This window comes from Christiangramia forsetii KT0803 (assembly GCF_000060345.1).
Classification (GTDB): Bacteria; Bacteroidota; Bacteroidia; order Flavobacteriales; family Flavobacteriaceae; genus Christiangramia; species Christiangramia forsetii.
Window position 1 is genome coordinate 1,837,475 of record NC_008571.1, and the last position, 21,782, is coordinate 1,859,256.

21 protein-coding genes are annotated in these 21,782 nt (G+C 36.0%); all 21 read right to left on the minus strand.

The annotated features are described in order from the left end of the window. Window positions 1-183 precede the first annotated feature (183 nt). The 21 genes from hisIE to GFO_RS08335 all read right to left on the minus strand — a co-directional run bounded on the left by hisIE (window position 184) and on the right by GFO_RS08335 (window position 21,701). A complete protein-coding gene (hisIE, locus tag GFO_RS08235; RefSeq protein ID WP_011709635.1) occupies window positions 184-804 on the minus strand; it encodes a bifunctional phosphoribosyl-AMP cyclohydrolase/phosphoribosyl-ATP diphosphatase HisIE in 621 nt (206 codons plus the stop codon). A 105-nt stretch (window positions 805-909) separates the two neighbouring features. After that, window positions 910-1,665 carry an imidazole glycerol phosphate synthase subunit HisF gene (gene hisF / locus GFO_RS08240; protein ID WP_011709636.1) on the minus strand — a complete coding sequence of 252 codons (756 nt, stop codon included), beginning with the start codon at window positions 1,663-1,665 and terminating at the stop codon, window positions 910-912. A 152-nt stretch (window positions 1,666-1,817) separates the two neighbouring features. Continuing rightward, complete coding sequence (hisA, locus tag GFO_RS08245; protein ID WP_011709637.1) at window positions 1,818-2,543, minus strand: 1-(5-phosphoribosyl)-5-[(5-phosphoribosylamino)methylideneamino]imidazole-4-carboxamide isomerase; 726 nt, start codon at window positions 2,541-2,543, stop codon at window positions 1,818-1,820. Window positions 2,544-2,605: 62 nt separating this feature from the next. Continuing rightward, a complete protein-coding gene (hisH, locus tag GFO_RS08250) occupies window positions 2,606-3,211 on the minus strand; it encodes an imidazole glycerol phosphate synthase subunit HisH (protein WP_011709638.1) in 606 nt (201 codons plus the stop codon). A gap of 66 nt (window positions 3,212-3,277) precedes the next feature. Then, window positions 3,278-4,417, minus strand: a complete 1,140-nt coding sequence (hisB, locus tag GFO_RS08255) for a bifunctional histidinol-phosphatase/imidazoleglycerol-phosphate dehydratase HisB (protein ID WP_011709639.1) — start codon at window positions 4,415-4,417, stop codon at window positions 3,278-3,280. Beyond that, window positions 4,410-5,462 (minus strand): histidinol-phosphate transaminase, encoded by a 1,053-nt coding sequence (gene hisC, locus GFO_RS08260; protein ID WP_011709640.1) that lies wholly within the window; start codon window positions 5,460-5,462, stop codon window positions 4,410-4,412. The genes hisB and hisC overlap by 8 nt, the downstream gene beginning before the upstream one ends. Continuing rightward, window positions 5,463-6,746: a histidinol dehydrogenase gene (gene hisD, locus GFO_RS08265; RefSeq protein ID WP_011709641.1), complete on the minus strand. Its 1,284-nt coding sequence runs from the start codon at window positions 6,744-6,746 to the stop codon at window positions 5,463-5,465. Between the two features lie 21 nt (window positions 6,747-6,767). Continuing rightward, the gene (gene hisG / locus GFO_RS08270) at window positions 6,768-7,631 is read right to left on the minus strand and encodes an ATP phosphoribosyltransferase (protein WP_011709642.1); all 864 of its coding nucleotides are present in this window, start codon (window positions 7,629-7,631) and stop codon (window positions 6,768-6,770) included. Between the two features lie 214 nt (window positions 7,632-7,845). Next, window positions 7,846-8,661 (minus strand): prohibitin family protein, encoded by an 816-nt coding sequence (locus tag GFO_RS08275; protein ID WP_011709643.1) that lies wholly within the window; start codon window positions 8,659-8,661, stop codon window positions 7,846-7,848. A 16-nt stretch (window positions 8,662-8,677) separates the two neighbouring features. Next, window positions 8,678-10,711 (minus strand): hypothetical protein, encoded by a 2,034-nt coding sequence (locus GFO_RS08280; protein WP_011709644.1) that lies wholly within the window; start codon window positions 10,709-10,711, stop codon window positions 8,678-8,680. Between the two features lie 115 nt (window positions 10,712-10,826). Continuing rightward, a complete protein-coding gene (fabG, locus tag GFO_RS08285; protein ID WP_011709645.1) occupies window positions 10,827-11,573 on the minus strand; it encodes a 3-oxoacyl-[acyl-carrier-protein] reductase in 747 nt (248 codons plus the stop codon). Window positions 11,574-11,794: 221 nt separating this feature from the next. Beyond that, complete coding sequence (sucD, locus tag GFO_RS08290; RefSeq protein ID WP_011709646.1) at window positions 11,795-12,670, minus strand: succinate--CoA ligase subunit alpha; 876 nt, start codon at window positions 12,668-12,670, stop codon at window positions 11,795-11,797. Window positions 12,671-12,832: 162 nt separating this feature from the next. Then, complete coding sequence (locus GFO_RS08295; protein WP_011709647.1) at window positions 12,833-14,848, minus strand: M56 family metallopeptidase; 2,016 nt, start codon at window positions 14,846-14,848, stop codon at window positions 12,833-12,835. A gap of 1 nt (window position 14,849) precedes the next feature. Further along, a complete protein-coding gene (locus GFO_RS08300; protein ID WP_011709648.1) occupies window positions 14,850-15,215 on the minus strand; it encodes a BlaI/MecI/CopY family transcriptional regulator in 366 nt (121 codons plus the stop codon). 109 nt (window positions 15,216-15,324) lie between these two features. Beyond that, window positions 15,325-15,720 carry a nuclear transport factor 2 family protein gene (locus GFO_RS08305; protein ID WP_011709649.1) on the minus strand — a complete coding sequence of 132 codons (396 nt, stop codon included), beginning with the start codon at window positions 15,718-15,720 and terminating at the stop codon, window positions 15,325-15,327. Between the two features lie 8 nt (window positions 15,721-15,728). Further along, window positions 15,729-16,658 (minus strand): UDP-3-O-(3-hydroxymyristoyl)glucosamine N-acyltransferase, encoded by a 930-nt coding sequence (locus GFO_RS08310; RefSeq protein WP_011709650.1) that lies wholly within the window; start codon window positions 16,656-16,658, stop codon window positions 15,729-15,731. A gap of 9 nt (window positions 16,659-16,667) precedes the next feature. Next, entirely contained in the window at window positions 16,668-17,234 is a 567-nt protein-coding gene (gene efp / locus GFO_RS08315; RefSeq protein WP_011709651.1) for an elongation factor P, read from the minus strand. A gap of 6 nt (window positions 17,235-17,240) precedes the next feature. Then, on the minus strand, window positions 17,241-18,026 hold the full coding sequence (gene lpxA, locus GFO_RS08320; protein WP_011709652.1) for an acyl-ACP--UDP-N-acetylglucosamine O-acyltransferase: 786 nt from the start codon (window positions 18,024-18,026) through the stop codon (window positions 17,241-17,243). Beyond that, a complete protein-coding gene (locus GFO_RS08325) occupies window positions 18,023-19,429 on the minus strand; it encodes a bifunctional UDP-3-O-[3-hydroxymyristoyl] N-acetylglucosamine deacetylase/3-hydroxyacyl-ACP dehydratase (protein WP_011709653.1) in 1,407 nt (468 codons plus the stop codon). The genes lpxA and GFO_RS08325 overlap by 4 nt, the downstream gene beginning before the upstream one ends. Next, window positions 19,422-20,447: a UDP-3-O-(3-hydroxymyristoyl)glucosamine N-acyltransferase gene (gene lpxD, locus GFO_RS08330; RefSeq protein ID WP_011709654.1), complete on the minus strand. Its 1,026-nt coding sequence runs from the start codon at window positions 20,445-20,447 to the stop codon at window positions 19,422-19,424. The genes GFO_RS08325 and lpxD overlap by 8 nt, the downstream gene beginning before the upstream one ends. Window positions 20,448-20,471: 24 nt before the next feature. Then, window positions 20,472-21,701, minus strand: a complete 1,230-nt coding sequence (locus GFO_RS08335) for an HD domain-containing protein (RefSeq protein ID WP_011709655.1) — start codon at window positions 21,699-21,701, stop codon at window positions 20,472-20,474. Between the last annotated feature and the right edge of the window lie 81 nt (window positions 21,702-21,782).

The window sequence follows — 21,782 nt, forward strand, 5'->3', positions numbered from 1 at the left end:
GAATTAGGTGCTTACACATACCACTAATAATATAGAATCAGGTTAAACCAAAGAAACCTTACAGGTTTTCGAAAACCTGTAAGATTTCTTTGCGTGCTAAAGGCCTAGAAATTAAAGCATTTTCCTAATACATCAATGGTTCCTTATTTTAGATCTTCAACAAAAGAATATCAGCTATATTTATTAATGCCTTTCCTCTAAAACCTTAACAATATCCTTTAATCCAAAACCTTTGGCCTTTAGCAGGATCATATAATGAAATAAAAGATCTGCGCTTTCATTTAAGAAGAGATCATCATTGTCATCTTTCGCTTCAATAACCGTTTCTACGGCCTCCTCTCCTACTTTCTGTGCAATCTTATTGATACCTTTATCAAAGAGTGAAACAACATAACTATTGTCATTTTCTTTTCTCAATTCAGGTTCAGTCTCGCTTAATTTCTTTCGGCTTTCAATAATGCCTTCAAGTTTAGATAGAAATCCATATTCAACTGTATTTTCTTCTGCCCAGCAGGTATCAGTTCCTTTATGGCAAACGGGGCCTTCAGGATTTACTTCCACAAGCAACGTATCATTATCGCAGTCCAGTTTTATATTAACCAAATTCAGAAAATTCCCACTTTCTTCCCCCTTAGTCCATAAACGCTCTTTTGTCCGACTGTAAAAAGTGACTTTTTTAGTCTCATTTGTCTTTAGGAAAGCTTCCTCGTTCATATATCCAAGCATTAAAACTTTACTGGTTTTAGAATCCTGAATGATTGCCGGCACGAGTCCGTCGATATTTTTATTGAAATCTATATTCATTTTATTTCTTTATAGGTCCTCCTGAACTTGTTTCAGGATCATTATTTTCTGTTAAGTTGCTGAAATAAATTCAGCACGACATTTAATATCGCTGGAAATTAGTAATTATAATCTTACTGAAATTCCGGCTGTTCTTAGTTGGTTTTTAAGGTCTGATATTTCAATCTCTTTAAAATGGAACACACTCGCAGCCAGAGCAGCATCTGCTTTTCCAGCCTGAAAAGTATCTTGAAAATGCTGAATATTACCCGCTCCTCCTGAAGCAATGATGGGAATATTCAAATCTTCTGAAAGTCTGGCCAGAGCTTCATTGGCAAAGCCGTTTTTAGTACCATCGTGATCCATAGAAGTAAATAGAATCTCTCCAGCTCCACGTTGCTCCACTTCTTTTGCCCATTCAAATAGATCAAGCTCGGTGGGAACTTTTCCGCCTACCAGGTGAACCGTCCATTTACCATTAATATTCTTGGCATCGATAGCTACCACCACACACTGACTCCCAAACTTCTCTGAAAGCTGATTGATCAACTCAGGATTTTTAACTGCGGAAGAATTTATGGATACTTTATCTGCTCCATTCTTCAAAAGTATATCAACATCTTCTACGGAAGAAATTCCACCACCTACGGTAAATGGAATATTCAATTGTTCGGCTACATCAAGCACAAGTTTCGCCAGAGTTTTTCTTTTCTCCTCGGTAGCTGAAATATCCAGAAAAACCAACTCATCTGCACCCTTTTCAGCATAAGCAGCAGCAAGTTCCACGGGATCTCCGGCATCTCTTAAATCAACAAAATTGACTCCTTTCACAGTTCTGCCGTTCTTAATATCCAGACAGGGAATAATTCTTTTTGTAAGCATCTTTTTAGACGTTAGATTTTAGAAATTAGAATTCTTTTCTCTAAAATTTTTGTTTCCGTCATCCTGAACTTGTTTCAGGATCTCAAAAATTAGAAGCTGAAACAAGTTCCACTTGACGGTATATTTATTTTTAATATAACTAATTACCTCTTCTATTGATTTAATATATAATTTTCAAACTGTTTTAAACTAATCCTATTTTCATAGATCGCTTTACCTATGATAACTCCTTCACAGCCAAGCTCTGCCAGTTTTGGCAATTCATCAAACTCCGAGATTCCGCCAGAAGCGATCAGGTTAATATTTTTAGTTTCAGAAAGAATTTCTTTGTAAAGTTCAAAAGAAGGACCTTCCAACATTCCATCTTTGGAAATATCTGTACATATTACATATTTCACTCCCTTTTCTTCATAATTCTGAATAAACGGAATGATCTCCTCATTTGAATCTTCCAGCCAACCGGAAACGGCAATCTTTCTATCTTTTGCATCAGCACCCAAAATGATCTTTTTATTCCCAAACTTCTGAATCCAGTTTTGAAATACATCTGAATTTTTAACAGCAATACTACCTCCGGTTATCTGGCTTGCTCCACTTTCAAAAGCAATTTGAAGATCTTTATCGGTTTTTAATCCGCCTCCAAAATCAATTTTCAAGCTTGTTTTATTAGCAATCGTCTCCAGAATTTTATGATTGACAATATGACTGGACTTAGCACCGTCCAAATCCACAAGGTGTAAATATTCAATGCCATGAGCTTCAAAAGACTTTGCTACCTCTAATGGATCTTCATTATATATTTTTTTGGTAGCGTAATCACCTTTAGAAAGTCTTACACATTTACCTTCGATAATATCTATAGCGGGTATTATTCGCATTTTTAGTATTGAGATTTTAGTATTGAGAATTGAGAAAATCTTTCTTTCAATCCTAATTTTAATTATTCAGCTAATTCTAACTTCAAAAAGTTTTTTAAAATTTGTTCTCCGGTGATGCTGCTTTTCTCCGGGTGAAATTGTACTCCGTAGAAATTATCCCGATGTAGAGCCGTGGAATAATTTACTCCATATTCGGTTCTGGCAATTTCGTCTTTACATTCCGGAACGTAATAACTATGCACTAGATAAACATACTCCCCTTCTTTTACTTTTTCGAAAAGTGCTGATTCTAAATTTGAAATCTGGTTCCAACCAATTTGAGGAACTTTTACATGATTACTGAATCTCTTCACTTCAGCATCAAAAATCCCCAGGCCTTTAGTTTTTCCTTCTTCAGATGAATTACACATTAATTGCATTCCTAAACATATCCCCAGTACTGGTTGCTTAAGTGTAGGAATAACTTCATCAAGCCCTGTAGATTTTAGCATTCTCATAGCACTTCCAGCTTCTCCTACACCGGGAAAAATAACTTTATCTGCATTCCTAATTTCTGAAGCATCACTGCTAAGCTCAGCTTCAAAACCAAGTCTTTTAATAGCAAACTTGATACTCTGAATATTCCCTGCTCCGTAATCTATAATTACTATTTTTTGATTCTCTTTCATCGTAAAAATTTAATGAAGTTACTTTAGGAGCGGTTCTCACCCCTCAATTCTAAAGTTTAACTTCTTTTAGAGCATTCCTTTTGTAGATGGCAAAATCATCTTTTCGGTATCCCTTTTCACCGCCATTTTTATCGCTTTTGCAAATGCCTTGAAAATAGCCTCTATCTTGTGATGTTCATTTTTACCTTCCGCCTTTATATTAAGATTCGCTTTAGCTCCATCGGTAAACGATTTAAAGAAGTGATTGAACATTTCAGTTGGCATCTTACCTATCATCTCTCTACTGAAATCTGCTTCCCAAACCAGCCAGTTTCTACCACCAAAATCTATTGCTACCTGGGCAAGACAATCGTCCATAGGCAAACAAAATCCATATCTCTCTATACCTAATTTATTTCCAAGCGCTTTACTGAAGACTTCTCCTAAAGCAATCGCCGTATCTTCTATCGTATGGTGCTCATCTACCTCCAAATCACCTTTTACAAGGATTTTAAGATCCATTTGTCCATGTCTGGCCAATTGATCCAACATATGGTCAAAAAAGTCTATACCAGTACTTATTTCACTTTTTCCGGTTCCGTCGAGATTGAGTTCGATTTTAATATCGGTCTCGTTGGTTTTGCGTTCTACAGAAGCCGTTCTATCCTGCAACTTCAAAAACTCATAGACCTCCTTCCAGGAATTGGTTTTTAAAGCTATTCTTCGTTCTACCTCAGATTTGTCATTCTTAACTTCATCTTCTGCAAGATCTTCATGAGTATCTATAAAAATTCCCTGACCCCCAAAGTTCATAGCGAATTCTATATCTGTAAGCCGATCTCCTACCATGAACGAATTCTTCAAATCATAATCTGAATTACCAATAAATTTCTTTTCCAGTAAACCGGTATTAGGTTTTCTTGTAGAGGCATTATCTTTCGCAAAGGTTCGGTCTATCAAAACATCACTAAATTCCACCCCTTCATTATTAAAAGTTTTGATAATGAAATCCTGGATTGGCCAGAAATCAGTTTCCGGAAATTCATCAGTTCCCAAACCATCCTGATTAGTTACCATCACAATCTCGTAATCCAGTTCTTTAGCTATTTTACCCAAATAGGCAAATACCTCCGGGTAAAATTCTAGCTTATCAAGCGTATCAATCTGGTAATCTTCAGGCTCATGAATTAATGTTCCGTCACGATCTACAAATAATATTTTATTCATTCTCTAGTTCTTTAAAAGCCTTGATCAATTTTTTATTTTCTTCTTTAGTTCCTATCGTGATTCGTAAACAATTTTCACATAGGGGCTGGTTGCTTCTATTTCTAATTACGATTCCTTTTTCCAAAAATTGATCATATCGCTTATTAGCATGATCTACTTCAATTAATAGAAAATTAGCATCTGATCTGTATATTTTTGAAACAAAATTAACTTCAAGTAATTGTTTAGATAAAATCGTTCTTTCATTCTTAATTTCAGCTACTTGTAATTTTATTGAATCTAAATTAAATAATATTTTAAGAGACTCTTTCTGAGTTAATTGATTCACATTATATGGAGGCTTAATTTTATTCAGAATTGCAATAATTTCGTCTGAAGAATACAGCACTCCCAATCGAATTCCCGCTCTTCCAAATGCTTTGGAAAAAGTTTGAGTAACAATAAGATTAGGAAAATCTTCTAGTCTATGTATCCAGCTTTTACTATCTGAAAAGTCAATATACGCCTCGTCAATTACCACGAGTCCGTTAAACTTTTCCAGGATCATTTCTATTTTTTCAGCCTCAAATGAGTTTCCCGAAGGATTATTTGGAGAACAAAGAAAAATGATCTTGGTATCTTTAGTGATTTGTTTAAAGATTGCGGTAAGATCGGGCTCAAAATCATGATTTAACAGCACCTCCCTATTTTCGATATTATTGATATCAGAAAGCACCTTATACATGCCATAGGTTGGTGGAAGCGTGATCACATTATCTTTCCCCGGTTCGCAAAATGCCCTAAAAATTAGATCTAAAACTTCATCACTTCCATTACCTAGCAAAATATTATTTGGGGAAACTCCCCTGGTTTCCGATAACTTTTCCTTTACCGATGTTTGCTGCGGATCCGGATATCTATTCAATCCGTTATCATTTGGGTTTTCATTCGCATCCAGAAAAACCATCTCAGCTCCCTGTGTTTTAAACTCATCTCTGGCCGAAGAATAAGGCTTTAAACCAGCCACATTAGGTCTTACCAGCTTGTTTATATTAAAATCCTTCATCTAATTAATATCTTTTAATCTAAGACTCACCGCATTCTTGTGCGCTTGTAAACCTTCTGCTTCTGCCATCAATTCAATGGAAGGACCTATTTTTTTAATCCCTTCTTCTGAAATTTTTTGAAAAGTAAGCGTCTTCATAAAACTATCCAGATTTACCCCACTATACTGCTTTGCATAACCATTTGTTGGTAACGTATGATTGGTTCCCGAAGCATAATCTCCGGCACTTTCAGGCGTATAATTCCCAATAAAAACCGAACCTGCATTAATAATTCCCTGAACAAAATAATCTTCATTTTTAGATGATATTATAAAGTGTTCCGGTCCATATTCATTGATAAGTTCCAGTGCTTCTTCTTTAGAACCTACCAATATTAGTCTTGAATTCTCAATAGCCTTTTCAGCAATACTCTTACGAGGTAAATCTTTTATTTGAGATTCAATTTCATCTGAAACTTTATTGATAAACGATTCTGAAGTTGAAACCATAATTACCTGGCTGTCTTTACCATGTTCTGCCTGGCTCAAAAGATCTGAGGCAACATAAGCAGCATTGGCAGAATCATCTGCAAAAACAAGCAATTCTGAAGGTCCTGCCGGCATATCTATGGCTACCTGGTATTTTGTAGCAAGTTGCTTGGCAACAGTCACAAATTGATTTCCCGGACCAAATATTTTATAAACCTGAGGCACATCTTCAGTTCCGAAGGTCATGGCTCCGATGGCCTGAATCCCTCCTATTTTAAAGATTTGAGTAACACCACAAAGTTCGGCAGTATAAAGTATTGCAGGGTTTAAATTGCCATTTTTATCTGGAGGCGTACATAGTACAATTTCCTCACATCCGGCGAGTTTGGCAGGAATTGCCAGCATTAAAATGGACGAAAACAAGGGAGCGGTTCCTCCAGGAATATACAATCCGACTTTCTGGATCGGTTTTTTTTCCTGCCAGCAACTTACTCCAAAAGTCGTCTCAACGCTAACACGTCCCGTTTTCTGTGCGGAATGAAATTTTTCAATATTCGCTTTAGCAAGTTGAATTGCTGATTTTAATTCTTCTGAAATCTCCTTGTCTGCATTTCGTACCTCTGCCTCAGAAACCCTTAGCCTTTCCATCTTTATTCCATCAAAGAGTTCAGTGTATTTCGCAACCGCAGAATTACCTTTTGTTCGTATCTCATCAAAGATTTGATTTACGGTTTGCTCAATATCAGCAAGCGTTTGAGTAGGCCGTTTTAAAATCTCAGGCCAGTCTGCCTTTGCTGGATTTAAAATCTTATTCATTTTATAAATTTTCAGCAGTTATTAAATTACCATTTTTTCAATGGGTGCTACCAGAATCCCTTCCGCTCCATAATTTCTAAGCTCATCTAAAACTTCCCAAAAGCGATCTTCATTTATTACCGTGTGAACCGAACTCCAGCCTTCTTCAGCAAGCGGCAAAACAGTAGGACTTCTCATCCCAGGTAAAAGCTCTATTACATCGTCAAGCTTGTCATTTGGGACATTCATAAGGATATATTTAGATGTCCTGGCGGTCAACACAGATTTCATTCTGAATTGCAACTTTTCAAGAATTGCTTTTCTTCCTTCAGAAATCTGGGGAGAAATAGCAAGAACCGCTTCACTTTTAAGCATTACTTCAACTTCCTTCAATCCATTTTTAAATAAGGTGCTTCCACTGGAAACAATATCGCAAATAGCATCGGCCAGACCAATATTTGGAGCAATTTCTACAGAACCATTAATAATATGAAGTTCCGCTGAAATACCTTTCTCTTTTAAAAACTCATTCACTGTATTAGGATAGGAAGTGGCAATTTTTAAACCATCCAGATCTTTAATGCTGGAGTAATTAAAAGACTTCGGGACTGCCAGAGAAACTTTACACTTTGAAAAGCCAAGTTTCTCTCCTCTAATAATATCTTTTCCCTTTTCAATTAATACATTCTCCCCAATAATCGCAACGTCTACTACCCCATCACGCAAATACTGAGGAATATCGCCGTTTCGCAAATACATTACTTCTAAAGGAAAATTCCTCGAAGAAGCCTTTAACTGTTCTTTTCCGTTGTCGATTGAAATTCCAGCGTCTTTTAAAATGCTAATGGAATCTTCGAATAATCGACCTGATTTTTGAACTGCAATTCTTAATTTTTCTTTACTCATAATTTTAATGGCTGCTATTAGAAATAAAAAAACCCGTTTGATTGCTCAAACGGGTTATGATATTTTAGTTAATGTTACAACATATCATATTCACCTCGCCTGAGCGTGGATAGAAAAATGATGATGATGTACAGTATATTTTCTCATTGTGAACGCAAATCTAATTAAAAAATTCAGATATAAAACCTGAAATAATTATTTTAAGATTTGTTTATTAATTATTACCCAGAATTAATGGCATTCCACTTTCACCAGAACCTATCACTACTACTTTAGAATTAGGAGATTTGGACAATTCTATAGTTGCCTGAATACCTTTCTCCTGTAATACCTTATCTGTTAACGATTCGCTAAGAATTCGGTTAGCGGTTGCTTTACCTTCTGCGTCAATACGCTGACGCTCGGCTTCCTGTTCCGCTTTAGTCAGTCTAAATTCATACTCTAGTGATTCTTGCTCCTGTCTTAGCTTTCTTTCAATCGCATCCTTAATGGTAGATGGCAGAGCTACATCCCTAACCAAAATTTCGTTAACCTGAACGTATTGCTCATCAAGTAAGAGATTTGTTTCGTCAAAAATTTCTTTCTGAATTGCTTCCCTTTTGCTTGCGTATAATTGCTCTGGATTATATCTTCCCACTACAGCTCTCGTTGCTGAACGTATGGCAGGCTGAAGCAAACGCTGAATATAAGCTTCTCCTTTTTCTTGATGTAATTTTCCCAGCGCCTTATATTCTGGCTGAAACCAAACGGAAGCATCTAAGGATATCTCTAATCCATTTGAAGAAAGAACAGTCATTTCTTCATCGATCGATTGCTGACGAACTTCGTAAACAAATACTTTGTTCCAGGGAGCCACAAAATGAAAACCTTCAGATAATGCTGGTTCCTCGGTAACCACACCACCCCCAAAGGTTCTATATAAAACTCCGGCCTCACCAGAATCTATCGTAACTGTAGATTTTGCTATAACAATGATTAAAATAACAATACCAATAAATAGAGGTACTGCAATCTTCGGTAATCTTTCCATATATAAAATTTGAAATTTAAATTAGTCCTAAATATTTTCGGTAAAACCACTCAGCGGCAAGAATAGTAATCAGGATAAACAGGAGGTAGTACCAGTCTATCAAAGGTACGTTTTTTTGGCGGCTTTTCTGAATAGGTTTGAACTTATCATCAGTAAGTAAAGTATTTACGAGATCATTAAGTTCATCTGGATAATATAGTTTTGCCTCATTATTCTCTGCAAATGATTGCATTCCAGATAGGTTGGAAGAAACAAACTGCTGTTCTGTATTATACGCCACTACCTCAAAACTGCCAGATTTAGAGAGATTACTTCCTTGAACGCTTAGTGTATATGTATACTGACCGGTATCTAAATCTCCACCATCAAACTGATAAAAATTATTTTTAAGAATTAAATCTGAACTGAATTTCTCATCAGTTTCCTTGTTATTAATGGAAATTTTCAAATTAGCCCCTGCGTCAAATTGGTAATTTTCATCAAAATATTGGGCTGAAATAATAACGTTCTGGTTGGCATAATAGAAATTTTCTGAATCTACGGTTAACCGCTGGCGTGATGTTTTTGAAGCTAAGTTCTGAACCAGTTTTCCTATAAAATCATCAAATTCCTTGAAAGATTTATGATCTAAATACGATTTAGCCCTCCATCGCCAGATATTCTCGCCAAATAAAAAGCCAGACTTCGGAACACTCTGTGTAACTCCCATTAAAGGCTCTCCGGTAATTAACCCCTGAAGCTCCTGAGAAAGCATCACATTAAATTTATTTTGGTCAAATTCCAATGGTCCAAACTTATCCAATAATGGAGGATAATCGTCAAAACCTATATTTTCAAACTGGAAAGAACTAAAAGTAGGATTGTATACAGGGAAAATTTCCTGGGATTGACTAGTTGCACTTCTGGAGTATCCAAGATCAAGATTATTTAAATAATTCCAGTCCGTTTTAGCACCCGTAATCATCAAATAATTATAATTTTCTTCAAGAATTTCAGCGACAACATCATTAAACTTTCTATTTACCTGATAAAGTATAATTAATTGATAATCTAATATTTGTAAATTTTTATCATCTATATATTTAATATCTGCCGTGCGCTGCTGATTACTCTCAATTGCCTTTTGAAGCGTCCCCAGATCTGGATGGGTTATATCACTTAGAATTAAGACTGAAGTTCGTTCATCGATCACTTCAATCGCTAATTTTCGGGTATTATTTACCTTATTTTTTTCAGCAGAGATGGGTTCAATTTCAACCTGATAGGTTTTTACTCCTAATGAATTTGCGGGTAGTTCAGTTCTAATTATTTCAGAATTAGAACCATTCGAAAAATTCAATTTTTCACTATAAACAATTGTCTGACCAGATTTTATACTGAAATCTGCATTTACATTTTCTTCTCCGGAATAATTAAGAAATACCTCTACCGGGAATTTATTATTCAGAAAAGCATACTTATTGACATTTATCCTCTCTACGCTTAAATCTTTATAACTGGTGGTATCCCCAATAATAAGAGGAAAAATATAACTTCCTGCTTTCTTTTTAAAATATCGAAAGTCCCGTCCCAGGCTTTGATTTCCGTCGGTTAATAATACAATTGCTGATTGATTACTTGAAAAGATCTTTTCAGTTTCCGATAAGGCTGAAAATATATCGGTTTGGTTTGCAGAAAAATCCAGGGAATCTTTCAACTCCAGTTTCTCTCCAAAATACAATTGGCTTACCTCAAAATTTTCCTGAATCTTCTCATTCCCTGCTAAAAATTCTGAAATATTACGAAAGCTCTCTTCCTCTTCCAGGTATGAAATTGATTGAGAATTATCTGCCAGCACCACAAGCTCCGGTTTATTGATCTCAAACTCTGTAGAGGTAATCTTTGGGTTGATCAGGATTAGAAGCACCAGAAATAATGCCAGCGTTCTTAGGGTGAAGAAGATATAATCCTTCTTAATTTTATCATTTTTCTTATACAAATACTGAAAAAAAGCAAACCCCAGCGCTACGATGAGAGCCAGGGCTATATATAATAGTGTATTTATATCCATTTACAATTAGAAGTTATGAGCTTTAGGCTCAAAAAGCCAAGTTAATTAAATTATTCTTCGCGCTAAAAATTCATTATCGCTGAAAATCTAACTTATCACTTCTAAAGTCTAAATTCTAGGTATGCATTCCTCCATCTACGTGAATAACCTGTCCTGTAACATATGAACTTAGATCACTTCCAAGATAAACACAGGCATTGGCAATATCTTCAGGTGAACCACCTCTTTTTAATGGAATAGCATCCCTCCATCCCTGTACCGTTTTTTCATCAAGTTTTTCGGTCATTTCAGTTTCAATAAAACCTGGAGCGATAACGTTGGTCCTGATATTACGAGAACCTAATTCCTGAGCCATCGACTTGGAAAAACCTATGATCCCTGCTTTAGAAGCGGCATAATTCGCCTGACCCGCATTTCCGGTTACACCAACCACAGAACTCATATTAATAATACTACCGCTGCGCTGTTTTAACATAGTACGCTGTACCGCTTTGGTCATATTAAAGATAGACTTAAGATTAACTTCAATAACCTTATCAAAATCTTCTTCACTCATTCTCATTAGAAGATTATCTTTTGTGATCCCTGCATTATTGATTACGATATCGATAGCACCAAATTCTTCCACAACCTTATCAACCAAATCCTGGGATTCTTTGAAACTTGCTGCATTAGATTGATAGGCTTTAGCTTTTACTCCAAGAGACTCCAATTCCTTCGCAAGTTCTTCAGCAGACTGTGAAGAAGAATTGTACGTAAAAGCAACATTGGCTCCATGTTTAGCAAAAACTTCAGCGATACCTTTACCAATTCCGCGGCTTCCGCCTGTAATTATAGCATTCTTTCCTTCTAATAATTTCATCTGTTTATATTTTTTGTTTTTAATCGGTCAGATGTAATTTACCAAAAGTCATTTCGGTTATTATCGAAATTTCATTATGGCTCATTTCACAAATAATGATCATCCTTAATTGACTTCTCAAATATAGCAAAACCTAAGCAGGCCTCTAATAAAAAATCCTTCTGAAATATCCCGAAAACGGAATTAAACAGAAGGATTCTCAAAAAAATTATATTCTATTTCTAGCTGTTTAAAACTTCAGCTACTTTTTTTCCAATTTCAGCTGGAGAATCTACTACGTGAATTCCGTTCTCTCTCAAAATTTTCTTCTTAGCCTGAGCTGTATCTTCACTTCCACCAACGATCGCACCAGCATGTCCCATAGTACGTCCTGCAGGAGCAGTTTCACCAGCGATAAAACCAACAACCGGCTTTCTGTTTCCGTTTTGTTTAACCCACTGAGCAGCATCTGCTTCTAACTGACCACCAATCTCACCGATCATTACGATACATTCAGTCTCTTCATCATTCATCAATAATTCAACAGCCTCTTTCGTGGTAGTTCCAATAATTGGATCTCCACCAATACCGATAGCCGTTGTAATTCCAAGACCTTGTTTTACAACCTGATCTGCAGCTTCGTAGGTAAGCGTCCCAGACTTGGAAACGATTCCTACTTTACCTTTTTTAAACACAAAACCTGGCATAATACCAACTTTCGCTTCTCCAGGAGTGATAACACCAGGACAGTTAGGACCAATTAATCTACAATCGCGATCTTTAATATAATCTGAAGCTTTTACCATATCGGCAACAGGGATACCTTCAGTAATAGTAATAATCACCTTAATACCTGCATCTGCAGCTTCCATAATTGCATCTGCAGCAAAAGCTGGCGGCACAAAAATAATAGTTACATCAGCCCCGGTTTGTTCTACAGCATCAGATACTGTATTAAATACCGGTTTGTTAAGGTGTTTTTGACCTCCTTTACCAGGAGTTACACCACCAACTACATTTGTACCGTATTCTATCATTTGCTCGGCATGGAAAGTACCTTCACTTCCCGTAAAACCCTGCACAATTACTTTAGAATCTTTATTAACTAAAACGCTCATAAGTGTCTTTTAATTTTGGATTACAAAAGTATGTTTTTAAATATAAAACCTAAAGTCATTTTATAGATTATTGCTGTAAAAAACCTTAAAATTCCTATAAAATTGACCTTAAATGAAAAATCCCAATTCATTATAATCGGGATTTTTGAAAATAAAAATTAATTATTTGCTTGATATTTCAAGTTTTCCATCAGGACCACCCGTTTGTAAAATATTTATTTTTGAATAATTTTTAGCATTAATCAGCTCTCGAGCTTCCTGTGCTGAAATCTCTTTTCCATCAAGATAAAAGCTTCCACCTTCTTCTTCCAGTTCATTAATTGCTTTCAATGGATCTGGCGGTGCTGGAGGCGCTTCAAGCAATTGCACTTTTTCCAAAGCTTTATGCTCCCTTTCTATTTCTCTTCGATCTCTTTCAATCCCTTTCTTCCTACGGTTGATCTCAATTTCTTTTTTTCGAAGATCAGCCTGCATTTTAGCTCGTTCAGATTGAGTTAGTTTTTTATCCTCCTGTAATTCTTTCTCTATAACTCTTATCTTTTCACGCTCTTCTACTATCATTTTTCGTTCATTATCCTTCATTTTTCTCCATTCTCGTGCTTTTCCTCTATGATTTACTCCCAATTTGGGAGGAGCTGGAGGAGGCGGTGGTAAAATATTATGCCCTGTTATTTTGGACATTCTGGTCTTTTTGAACTCCTTATTCAGTTTTTCCATAAATCCAGGCTTTGGATCTAGGATCTGCATATGGAAATTGGAGTTTTTCAATTCTTCCTTTGTCCTTGCAGCTGTAAGATCATCTAAAGTTTCTTTAAAATCGTTTAGTGATGTGGACTTTCCATTAACCTGAAGTCTATCTCCTTTAATTTTTATACTGAACAGGTTTTCTTTTTGCAGTTCATGTTCTGAATGTTCCGGAGCAGGTGGAGGTGGCGGAGGTACATTGCCATTTCTTCGTTGCACCGGTGGTGGCGGTGGGGGTGGTGGAGTTCCTCCTGGAGCTACCGGACTTGGAGCTAAAAATTCCGTTTCTGAAATTTTCGATAATCTGGATTTACGATATTCCCTATTTAATCTTTCAATGAAATTTGTATTGGAATTAGAAAAATCAATTTCAAACCACGGGTTTTTTAAGTCTTCCTTAGACCAGTTTTCTGTTAGTTCATTTATTGCTTCTGAAAAATTGTCAAGGCTTACTGATTTACCATTCAAAAGAATGTTTTCATCTTTAACCTGAAGTGTGATCGTGCGATCCTGTTGCTGAAATATTCCTGAAATAGTATTTACAGTTTCAGAATTGGCTAATACTGGTTTTGCCACTATTTCTTCGTTAAAGAGATACACACAGCCTCCCAGTACAGGCAGAAATATGAAGGACTTCAATAATAAACGCCTTAGCGAAAAACTTTTTGTAATCATAATAATTCGTTTTTTGATTAATGAATGATTTATTGGGCTCGATAATGAATTGTGATGATGCCCGGAACTGTATTGAAATAATATGTTGGAATACTCCAATGGATTATACGCTTTTTGTAAAACGCTATGATCGGCTAAAAACTCATGGTTAAGTTTAACCGAATGTTTGATGAAAATAAAAACGGGATTAAACCAGAATACGATATGAATAAATTCTAATAAAAGTAAATCCAGAGAATGTTTTTGATCTACGTGTGCCTTCTCATGCTCCACTACCGCTTCGGAAATCTCATCATTATTGAATTCTTCCTTATTCAGAAATATATAATGAAAAAAGGAGTGCGGTGATAATTTTCTACTAAGCAACACATAGATATAAGGAAGATCTTTAAGTTGATCATTTTTCTTAGCCTCTGTAATTAATGCTTTAAAGTTTCTATAAAACCTAAAGCTACCTATTGAAAATCCAGTGATATAAACAACTAATAATATTTTAGGTAGGTGTTCTTGCCACCAGGAAACCTCAGAGATTATCGCTTTTGATTGGGTACTTGTTAATGCAACACTTTCCCCGAAATCTTCAACAGGAATTCTCACCTCATAACTAAAACTAACTAAAGGAAGGATCAATGAAACAGCCAGCATCATGATCAAATAAAATCTTTTAATCCCATGAAAGCTTTCAGCTTCAAGAAATAGCTTATAAAAGCTAAAAAGCACTATAAGACATAATCCCGATTTTATAATGTATTCTAACATCTTATTTATTCTTTAACTTTTCATCTATGAGCTTTCGCAGTTCTATAAGTTCTTTCTCAGATAAATCTGATTCTTCAGTAAAAAACGAGGCAAACTGAGATGCGGAATCATTAAAAAAGCTTTTGATCATCCCATTCATTTGTTTAGAGAAATAGCTCTTTTTAGTAACTTTTGGAAAATATTCACGTGATCTCCCCTCCTGTACGTAACCAACAAAATTTTTATCCTGCATGCGTTTCAATAAAGTAGCCACCGTAGTTAAAGCGGGTTTAGGATCTGGATAAGCCTCCACTAGATCTTTCATAAAAGCCCTTTCCTTTTTCCAGAGGATCTGCATTAATTGTTCTTCAGCGTTTGAAAGTTCCATATATATTTATTTACTCTACAAATGTAGAATAATTTTTTAATTCTACAAGCGTAGAACATAAATAAAATAAAAAACCCTCTAAAAAGAGGGTGAAGATTAGCGAAAAATGTTAGCTCCAGGGGTTATCTTCTATCTCCTCTCCTAACTGACCTATTTGAACACCTTTGAAAAGCTTACCGTCTTTAGTTTCCCATATAGCTATAAAATGAGCAAGAGGCATCTCTTCTTCTGGATTCTCGATGGTAGTTACATGATACGTAAAATGTATAGCTGCATTTTCTCCATCTTCTACAATTTTTTCGATCTCTGCCCTTAATGTTTCATATGATTCTGCCAACTGCCCACTAATTTCTGCAATTCCGGCAAGGTTTAATTTCCTTAGCCCGGTAGTACCGTACCAGGAAAGCTCAACATCAGGATGAAGAAAACTTCTTAAAACATCTTCATCTTTATAGAAATTGGATTGATAGAATTGCTCTACAATTTCTTTTGTCTTTAAACCCATAGTAAACGTTATTTTATCTTTTTTACAATTTCCGGCAATTTTTTGATTGCCGCGTATTCCCTAAGTTTAGTTCTTACTTCTCCAAAAGGTGTGCCCCAATATGTAGTATTAGGTTCAGTATCCTTTGAAACCCCACATTGTGCCATTAAGACAGTGCCTTTAGCTATGGTGATATCACTTCTGATACCTACCTGCCCCCAGATCGTTACGTCATCTTCCACAACCACACATCCTGCAATTCCTATTTGGGAGGCTAACAGACAGTTCTTTCCAATTACAGTATCATGACCTATTTGAATTAGATTATCCAGTTTTGAACCTTCACCTATGATGGTATCACCGGTAACACCTCTATCTATAGAATTATTAGTGCCAATTTCTACATTATTCTCCACCACTACTCTACCACCGGAAAGTAATTTATCATAACCTTCTGCTCTTTTCTTATAATAAAATGCATCACCACCAAGAACAGTTCCACTATGGATGATTACGTTATCACCAAGCACACAGTTATCCCCGATAGTTACATTTGACTTTATTAAACAGTTCTTTCCAATCTTAACATGATTCCCTATAACTGCGTTAGGCTGAATAATAGTTCCTTCTCCTATTTCCGCAGATTCCGAGATTAAGCCATTAAGCGATTGGAAAGGTTTAAAATGCCGGGTTAGTTTATTAAAATCCCTAAAAGGATCGTCAGAAATTAAAAGTGCCTTCCCTTCTGGACATTCAACTTCCTTATTGATAAGAACAATAGTCGCTGCCGACTCCAAAGCTTTATCATAATACTTGGGATGATCCACAAATACAATGTCGCCGGGAGTCACCACATGGATCTCATTCATCCCTTGTACAGGGAAATCATTATCACCTACATAATCACAATCGATGATAGCAGCAATTTCTTTAAGGGAATGTTCGTGAGGAAATTTCATATAAAATGCTTACTCTTTTATTCTTTCTTTATAGGTACCCTTATCTGTTTCGATCTTGATCTTATCCCCTTCATTTATAAACAATGGGACGTTCACTTCAAAACCAGTTTCTACCGTCGCAGGCTTAGTTGCATTGGTTGCTGTATTTCCTTTAACACCGGGCTCTGTATGTGTAACTTCAAGAACAACACTTGCCGGCATATCTACTGAAAGTGGCATATTATCCTCAGTATTTATAAGAATAGTCACAACTTCACCTTCTTTGATGAGCTTAGGCATATCCAAGGCATTTTCAGTAAGTCTAATCTGAGTGTAATCCTCTACATTCATAAAATGCCAGAATTCTCCATCTTCATATAAAAACTGAAATTTATGCGTTTCTACCCGAATCTCTTCAATCTTATGTCCCGCAGAAAAAGTGTTATCCAATACTTTACCTGTAGTTACACTTTTTAACTTCGTTCTTACGAAAGCCGGGCCTTTACCAGGCTTAACGTGAAGAAATTCAGTAATCTTATAAATATCGTGGTTGTATCTAATACAAAGTCCGTTTCTAATATCACTAGTTGATGCCATTATTCTTTAGTTTGAACTGAAGTATCCTTTCATGATACCTCGTTGTGAGTTTTTAATAAATTCTAAAATTTCATCTCTTTCTGCTGTTGCCTGCATTTCTGCTTCAATAATAGCGACTGCCTGAGAATTATTGTAATTCTTCTGATATAATATTCTATAAATATCCTGAATTTCGCGAATTTTTTCCGTAGAAAAACCTCTTCTTCGTAAACCTATGGAATTTATACCAACATAGCTTAGTGGTTCCCGTCCAGCTTTAACAAAAGGCGGTACATCTTTTCTTACTAAAGAACCTCCGGTAACAAATGCATGCTTCCCAATGCTACAGAACTGCTGAATTGCCGCCATTCCGGCAAGTATCACATGTTCTCCAACGTTAATATGACCTGCCAGCGTACTATTATTTGAAAAAATACAATTATCGCCCACAATACAATCATGAGCAATATGGCAATACGCCATGATCCAGCAATTATTACCAATTACTGTTTTCATTCTATCTGTAGTACCTCTGTTAATGGTGACACACTCTCTAATGGTAGTGTTATCTCCTATAACAGTTAAAGTATCTTCATCATTAAATTTTTTATCCTGTGGAACGGCAGATATCACTGCACCCGGAAAAATACTACAATTTTTCCCGATGCGAGCACCTTCCATAATACTTACATTGGAACCAATCCAGGTACCTTCTCCAATTACTACATTATTATGTATGGTCGCGAAAGGTTCAATTACAACATTTTTGGCAATTTTAGCTCCCGGATGTACATATGCTAAGGGCTGGTTCATTCTTTTTCTTTTGATTTAACGATTTGTGCCATCAAAATGGCTTCTGTGGCTAGTTGTCCGTTTACATAGGCATAACCCTGCATTTGGCAAATTCCACGTCTAATTGGAGCCAATAATTCCAGTTTGAAGATAAGTGTATCCCCGGGAACTACCTGCCTTTTAAACCTCACATTATCTATCTTCATAAAGAACGTAAGATAGTTTTCAGGATCTGGCACCGATTTTAATGCTAAAATACCTCCTGTTTGAGCCATAGCTTCTACTTGAAGTACACCGGGCATAACTGGTTTCCCAGGGAAATGCCCCACGAAAAAAGGTTCATTCATAGTGACATTTTTCATCCCAATAACGTGAGTATCTGTTAGCTCATATATTTTATCAACAAGTAAGAACGGTGATCTATGCGGAAGTGTATCCATAATATCATTCACATCCATCAAGGGTGCCTGTGAAAAATCTATTTTAGGAACGTTATTTCTTTTTTCGGCTTTAATTATTTTAGCAAGCTTCTTCGCAAATTCAGTATTAACATAGTGTCCGGGTTTTGTTGCAATGATTTTCCCTCTAATTCGAGTTCCCACCAATGCTACATCTCCTAAAACATCAAGAAGTTTATGCCTTGCAGCTTCATTAGGATAATGTAGCGTAAGATTGTCTAAAATTCCATTAGGTTTTACTGAAATTTCATCCCTGTTGAAAGCAACTCTAAGCTTCTTTAGAGTTTCATCGCTAATCTCTTTATCTACATAAACAATAGCATTATTAAGGTCGCCCCCTTTAATAAGGCCATGTTCTAATAATGTTTCAATCTCATGTAAGAAACTGAAAGTTCTGGAATCTGCAATTTCAGTTTTAAATTCTGAAAGATGCTCTATAGAAGCATTTTGGGTCCCGAGAACCTTTGTACCAAAATCTACCATGGTAGTTACCTGGTATTCATCTGCAGGCATGGCTATTATTTCGCTTCCGTTTTCATCACGATAGCAGATAATTTCATTTACCACGTATTCTTCTCTTTCCGCTTCCTGCTCTACCGTTCCGGCTTTCTCCAAAGCCTCTACAAAGAATTTGGAAGAACCGTCCATAATAGGTGGTTCAGACGCATTCAGTTCTAAATAAAGATTGTCAATTTCCAAACCTACGCAGGCTGCGAGTACATGTTCAGAAGTTTGAATAGTTACCCCGTTCTTGTCAAGATTGGTTCCTCTTTGGGTATTTACCACATAACTTACATCTGCCTCTACCTGAGGTTTTCCGTCAAGATCTGTTCTTACAAAAACATAACCTGTATTTTCCGGCGCAGGTTTAAAGGTTAATTTAACCTCTTTCCCTGTATGCAGGCCAACACCTTCAAGAGAGACTTCCTCTCGGATGGTTCTTTGTTTTGAAATTCTATCAGCCATTATTTATCTTTTTTTCCAGTTGGTGTATAATATTCATCGTTTTAGGCAGATTCTTGAAGTGTATATATGATTTGTTGTAATCGCTATATCCAATTGCAGGAGATCCCTGTAGCATTTCATCGTCCTTGATATCGCGACCAATTCCAGATTGTGCCTGAATTTTAACCCGGTTTCCAATTGTTAAGTGCCCTGCTATTCCAACCTGTCCACCTATCAAACAATTTTTTCCGATCTTGGTTGAACCAGCTATTCCTGTTTGAGCGGCTATGGCAGTATTTTCTCCAATTTCAACATTATGGGCGATCTGAATATGATTATCCAGCTTGGCTCCTTTTCTTATAATAGTAGATCCCAAAGTAGCACGATCTATCGTTGTTCCCGCGCCAATATCTACATAATCTTCTATAATGACATTTCCAATTTGTGGAACCTTACTATATTCCCCGGTATCTCCGGGACTAAATCCAAAACCATCGGCGCCAATTACCACACCGCTATGAATGGTAACTTCACTGCCTATAAGACTTTCAGAATATACTTTAACCCCGGGAAATAGCGTGACATTATTACCAATCTTTACATTATCACCAATATAAACATTAGGATAGATCTTTACATTTTCTCCAATACTTACATTTTCTCCTATATAAGCAAATGCTCCCAGATAGAGCCCCTCACCGTATTTAGCAGATTCAGAAATATGGCTTGGTTGTTCAATTCCAGATTTATTCAGTTTTATTTGATTATAATATTCCAGCAAAGTAGAAAATGCTTTGTAAGCATCTTTTACCTTAATGAGAGTAGTATTTACAGGTTGTTCAACTTCAAAATCATCATTCACAATAGTGACTGAAGCATTGGTGGTATATAAAAAAGAAGTGTATTTAGGATTACTTAAGAAAGTCAGGGAGCCTTCAGACCCCTCTTCAATTTTGGCTAACTCCGAAACTTCGGCTTCGGGATTGCCTTCAACTTTGCCGTCTAGTATCTCGGCTATTTGCGTTGCAGTAAACTTCATTCTGGCAAAAGTAAAAAAAATGAGTTAATCTTTAACTTTTGGGTAACACATATAGTATTTTGTTACCGTATTTGTTAGGGCCTTTAGATTAAATTGGTCTGAAACCTTCACTACGTCATTGATCTTACCATTTTTATGGAGAATATTAATATTATCTATTTCTTTTTTATAAGCCAAATTCGCGATCTCACCCTCGAAAACGAAGTAAGATGCTTCTTTTTCTGAAATATTATATTTCTTCTGAAGCGCTAAAGATCGTTTTTCCAGCTTTTCTTTTGAAGGTCGCTTTTTCTTGATCTTAACTTTTAAAAGGTTTCTATTTATAATCATTTCTGAAAGATTGCTCAAAACAAAATCATCGGAATACATCCAGTCTTTCATTGCTGAAATTACATCATTATCATCAAGACGAGAAAACATTTCCAGGGTTTTATTATCAAAATCTTCCCTGGTAATTTTATTTTTTAAAAAGTACATTAATGAGCCGCTGGCATGCAATTTTTCTCCCTGCCCTATTAGCTCTTTCGCTCTTTTTAAAACTCTTATTAAAAGCTGTTCTGCCACTAAACTGGTTTTATGGAGATATACCTGCCAGTACATTAACCTACGACCTATGAGAAACTTTTCTACAGAGTAGATTCCTTTTTCTTCAACTACCAGTTCATCATTAACTACGTTTAGCATTGTAATTAAACGTTCACTATTAATATTACCTTCTACTGCACCGGTATAAAAACTATCTCGCTTCAAGTAATCCAGCCTATCCATATCCATCTGGCTGGAGATAAGTTGATTCATAAATTTACGATGATAACTTCCTTTAAAAATGTTGATGGCCAGCGTTAAACTTTGGTTAAACTTTGAATTCATTTCTTCCATAAAAAGAAGCGAAATAGTCTCATGATCAACACCTTCTACAAGGCTATGCTCCATGGCATGACTAAACGGACCGTGACCTATATCATGCATCAAAATTGCTATAAGAAGTGCCTCTTCTTCTTCCGAAGAAATCTCAACGCCTTTATACTTAAGGATTCGCACAGCTTTTTGCATAAGATGCACACAGCCTAGAGCATGATGAAACCTGGTATGATGTGCTCCCGGATACACCAAATATGAAAGACCCATTTGTGAAATTCGGCGTAGTCTTTGAAAGTATGGATGTTCAATAATACGAAAGATCCGCTCGTTCGGGATGGTAATAAAACCGTAAATTGGATCGTTTAATATTTTAAGTTTAGTTTGCGAAGCCAAGCTATATTTTTATTTAATTCAATAACAAAGGTACATATATGAAATGAGCCGTGGTAATATCTTTAAAACCATAGAAATTAC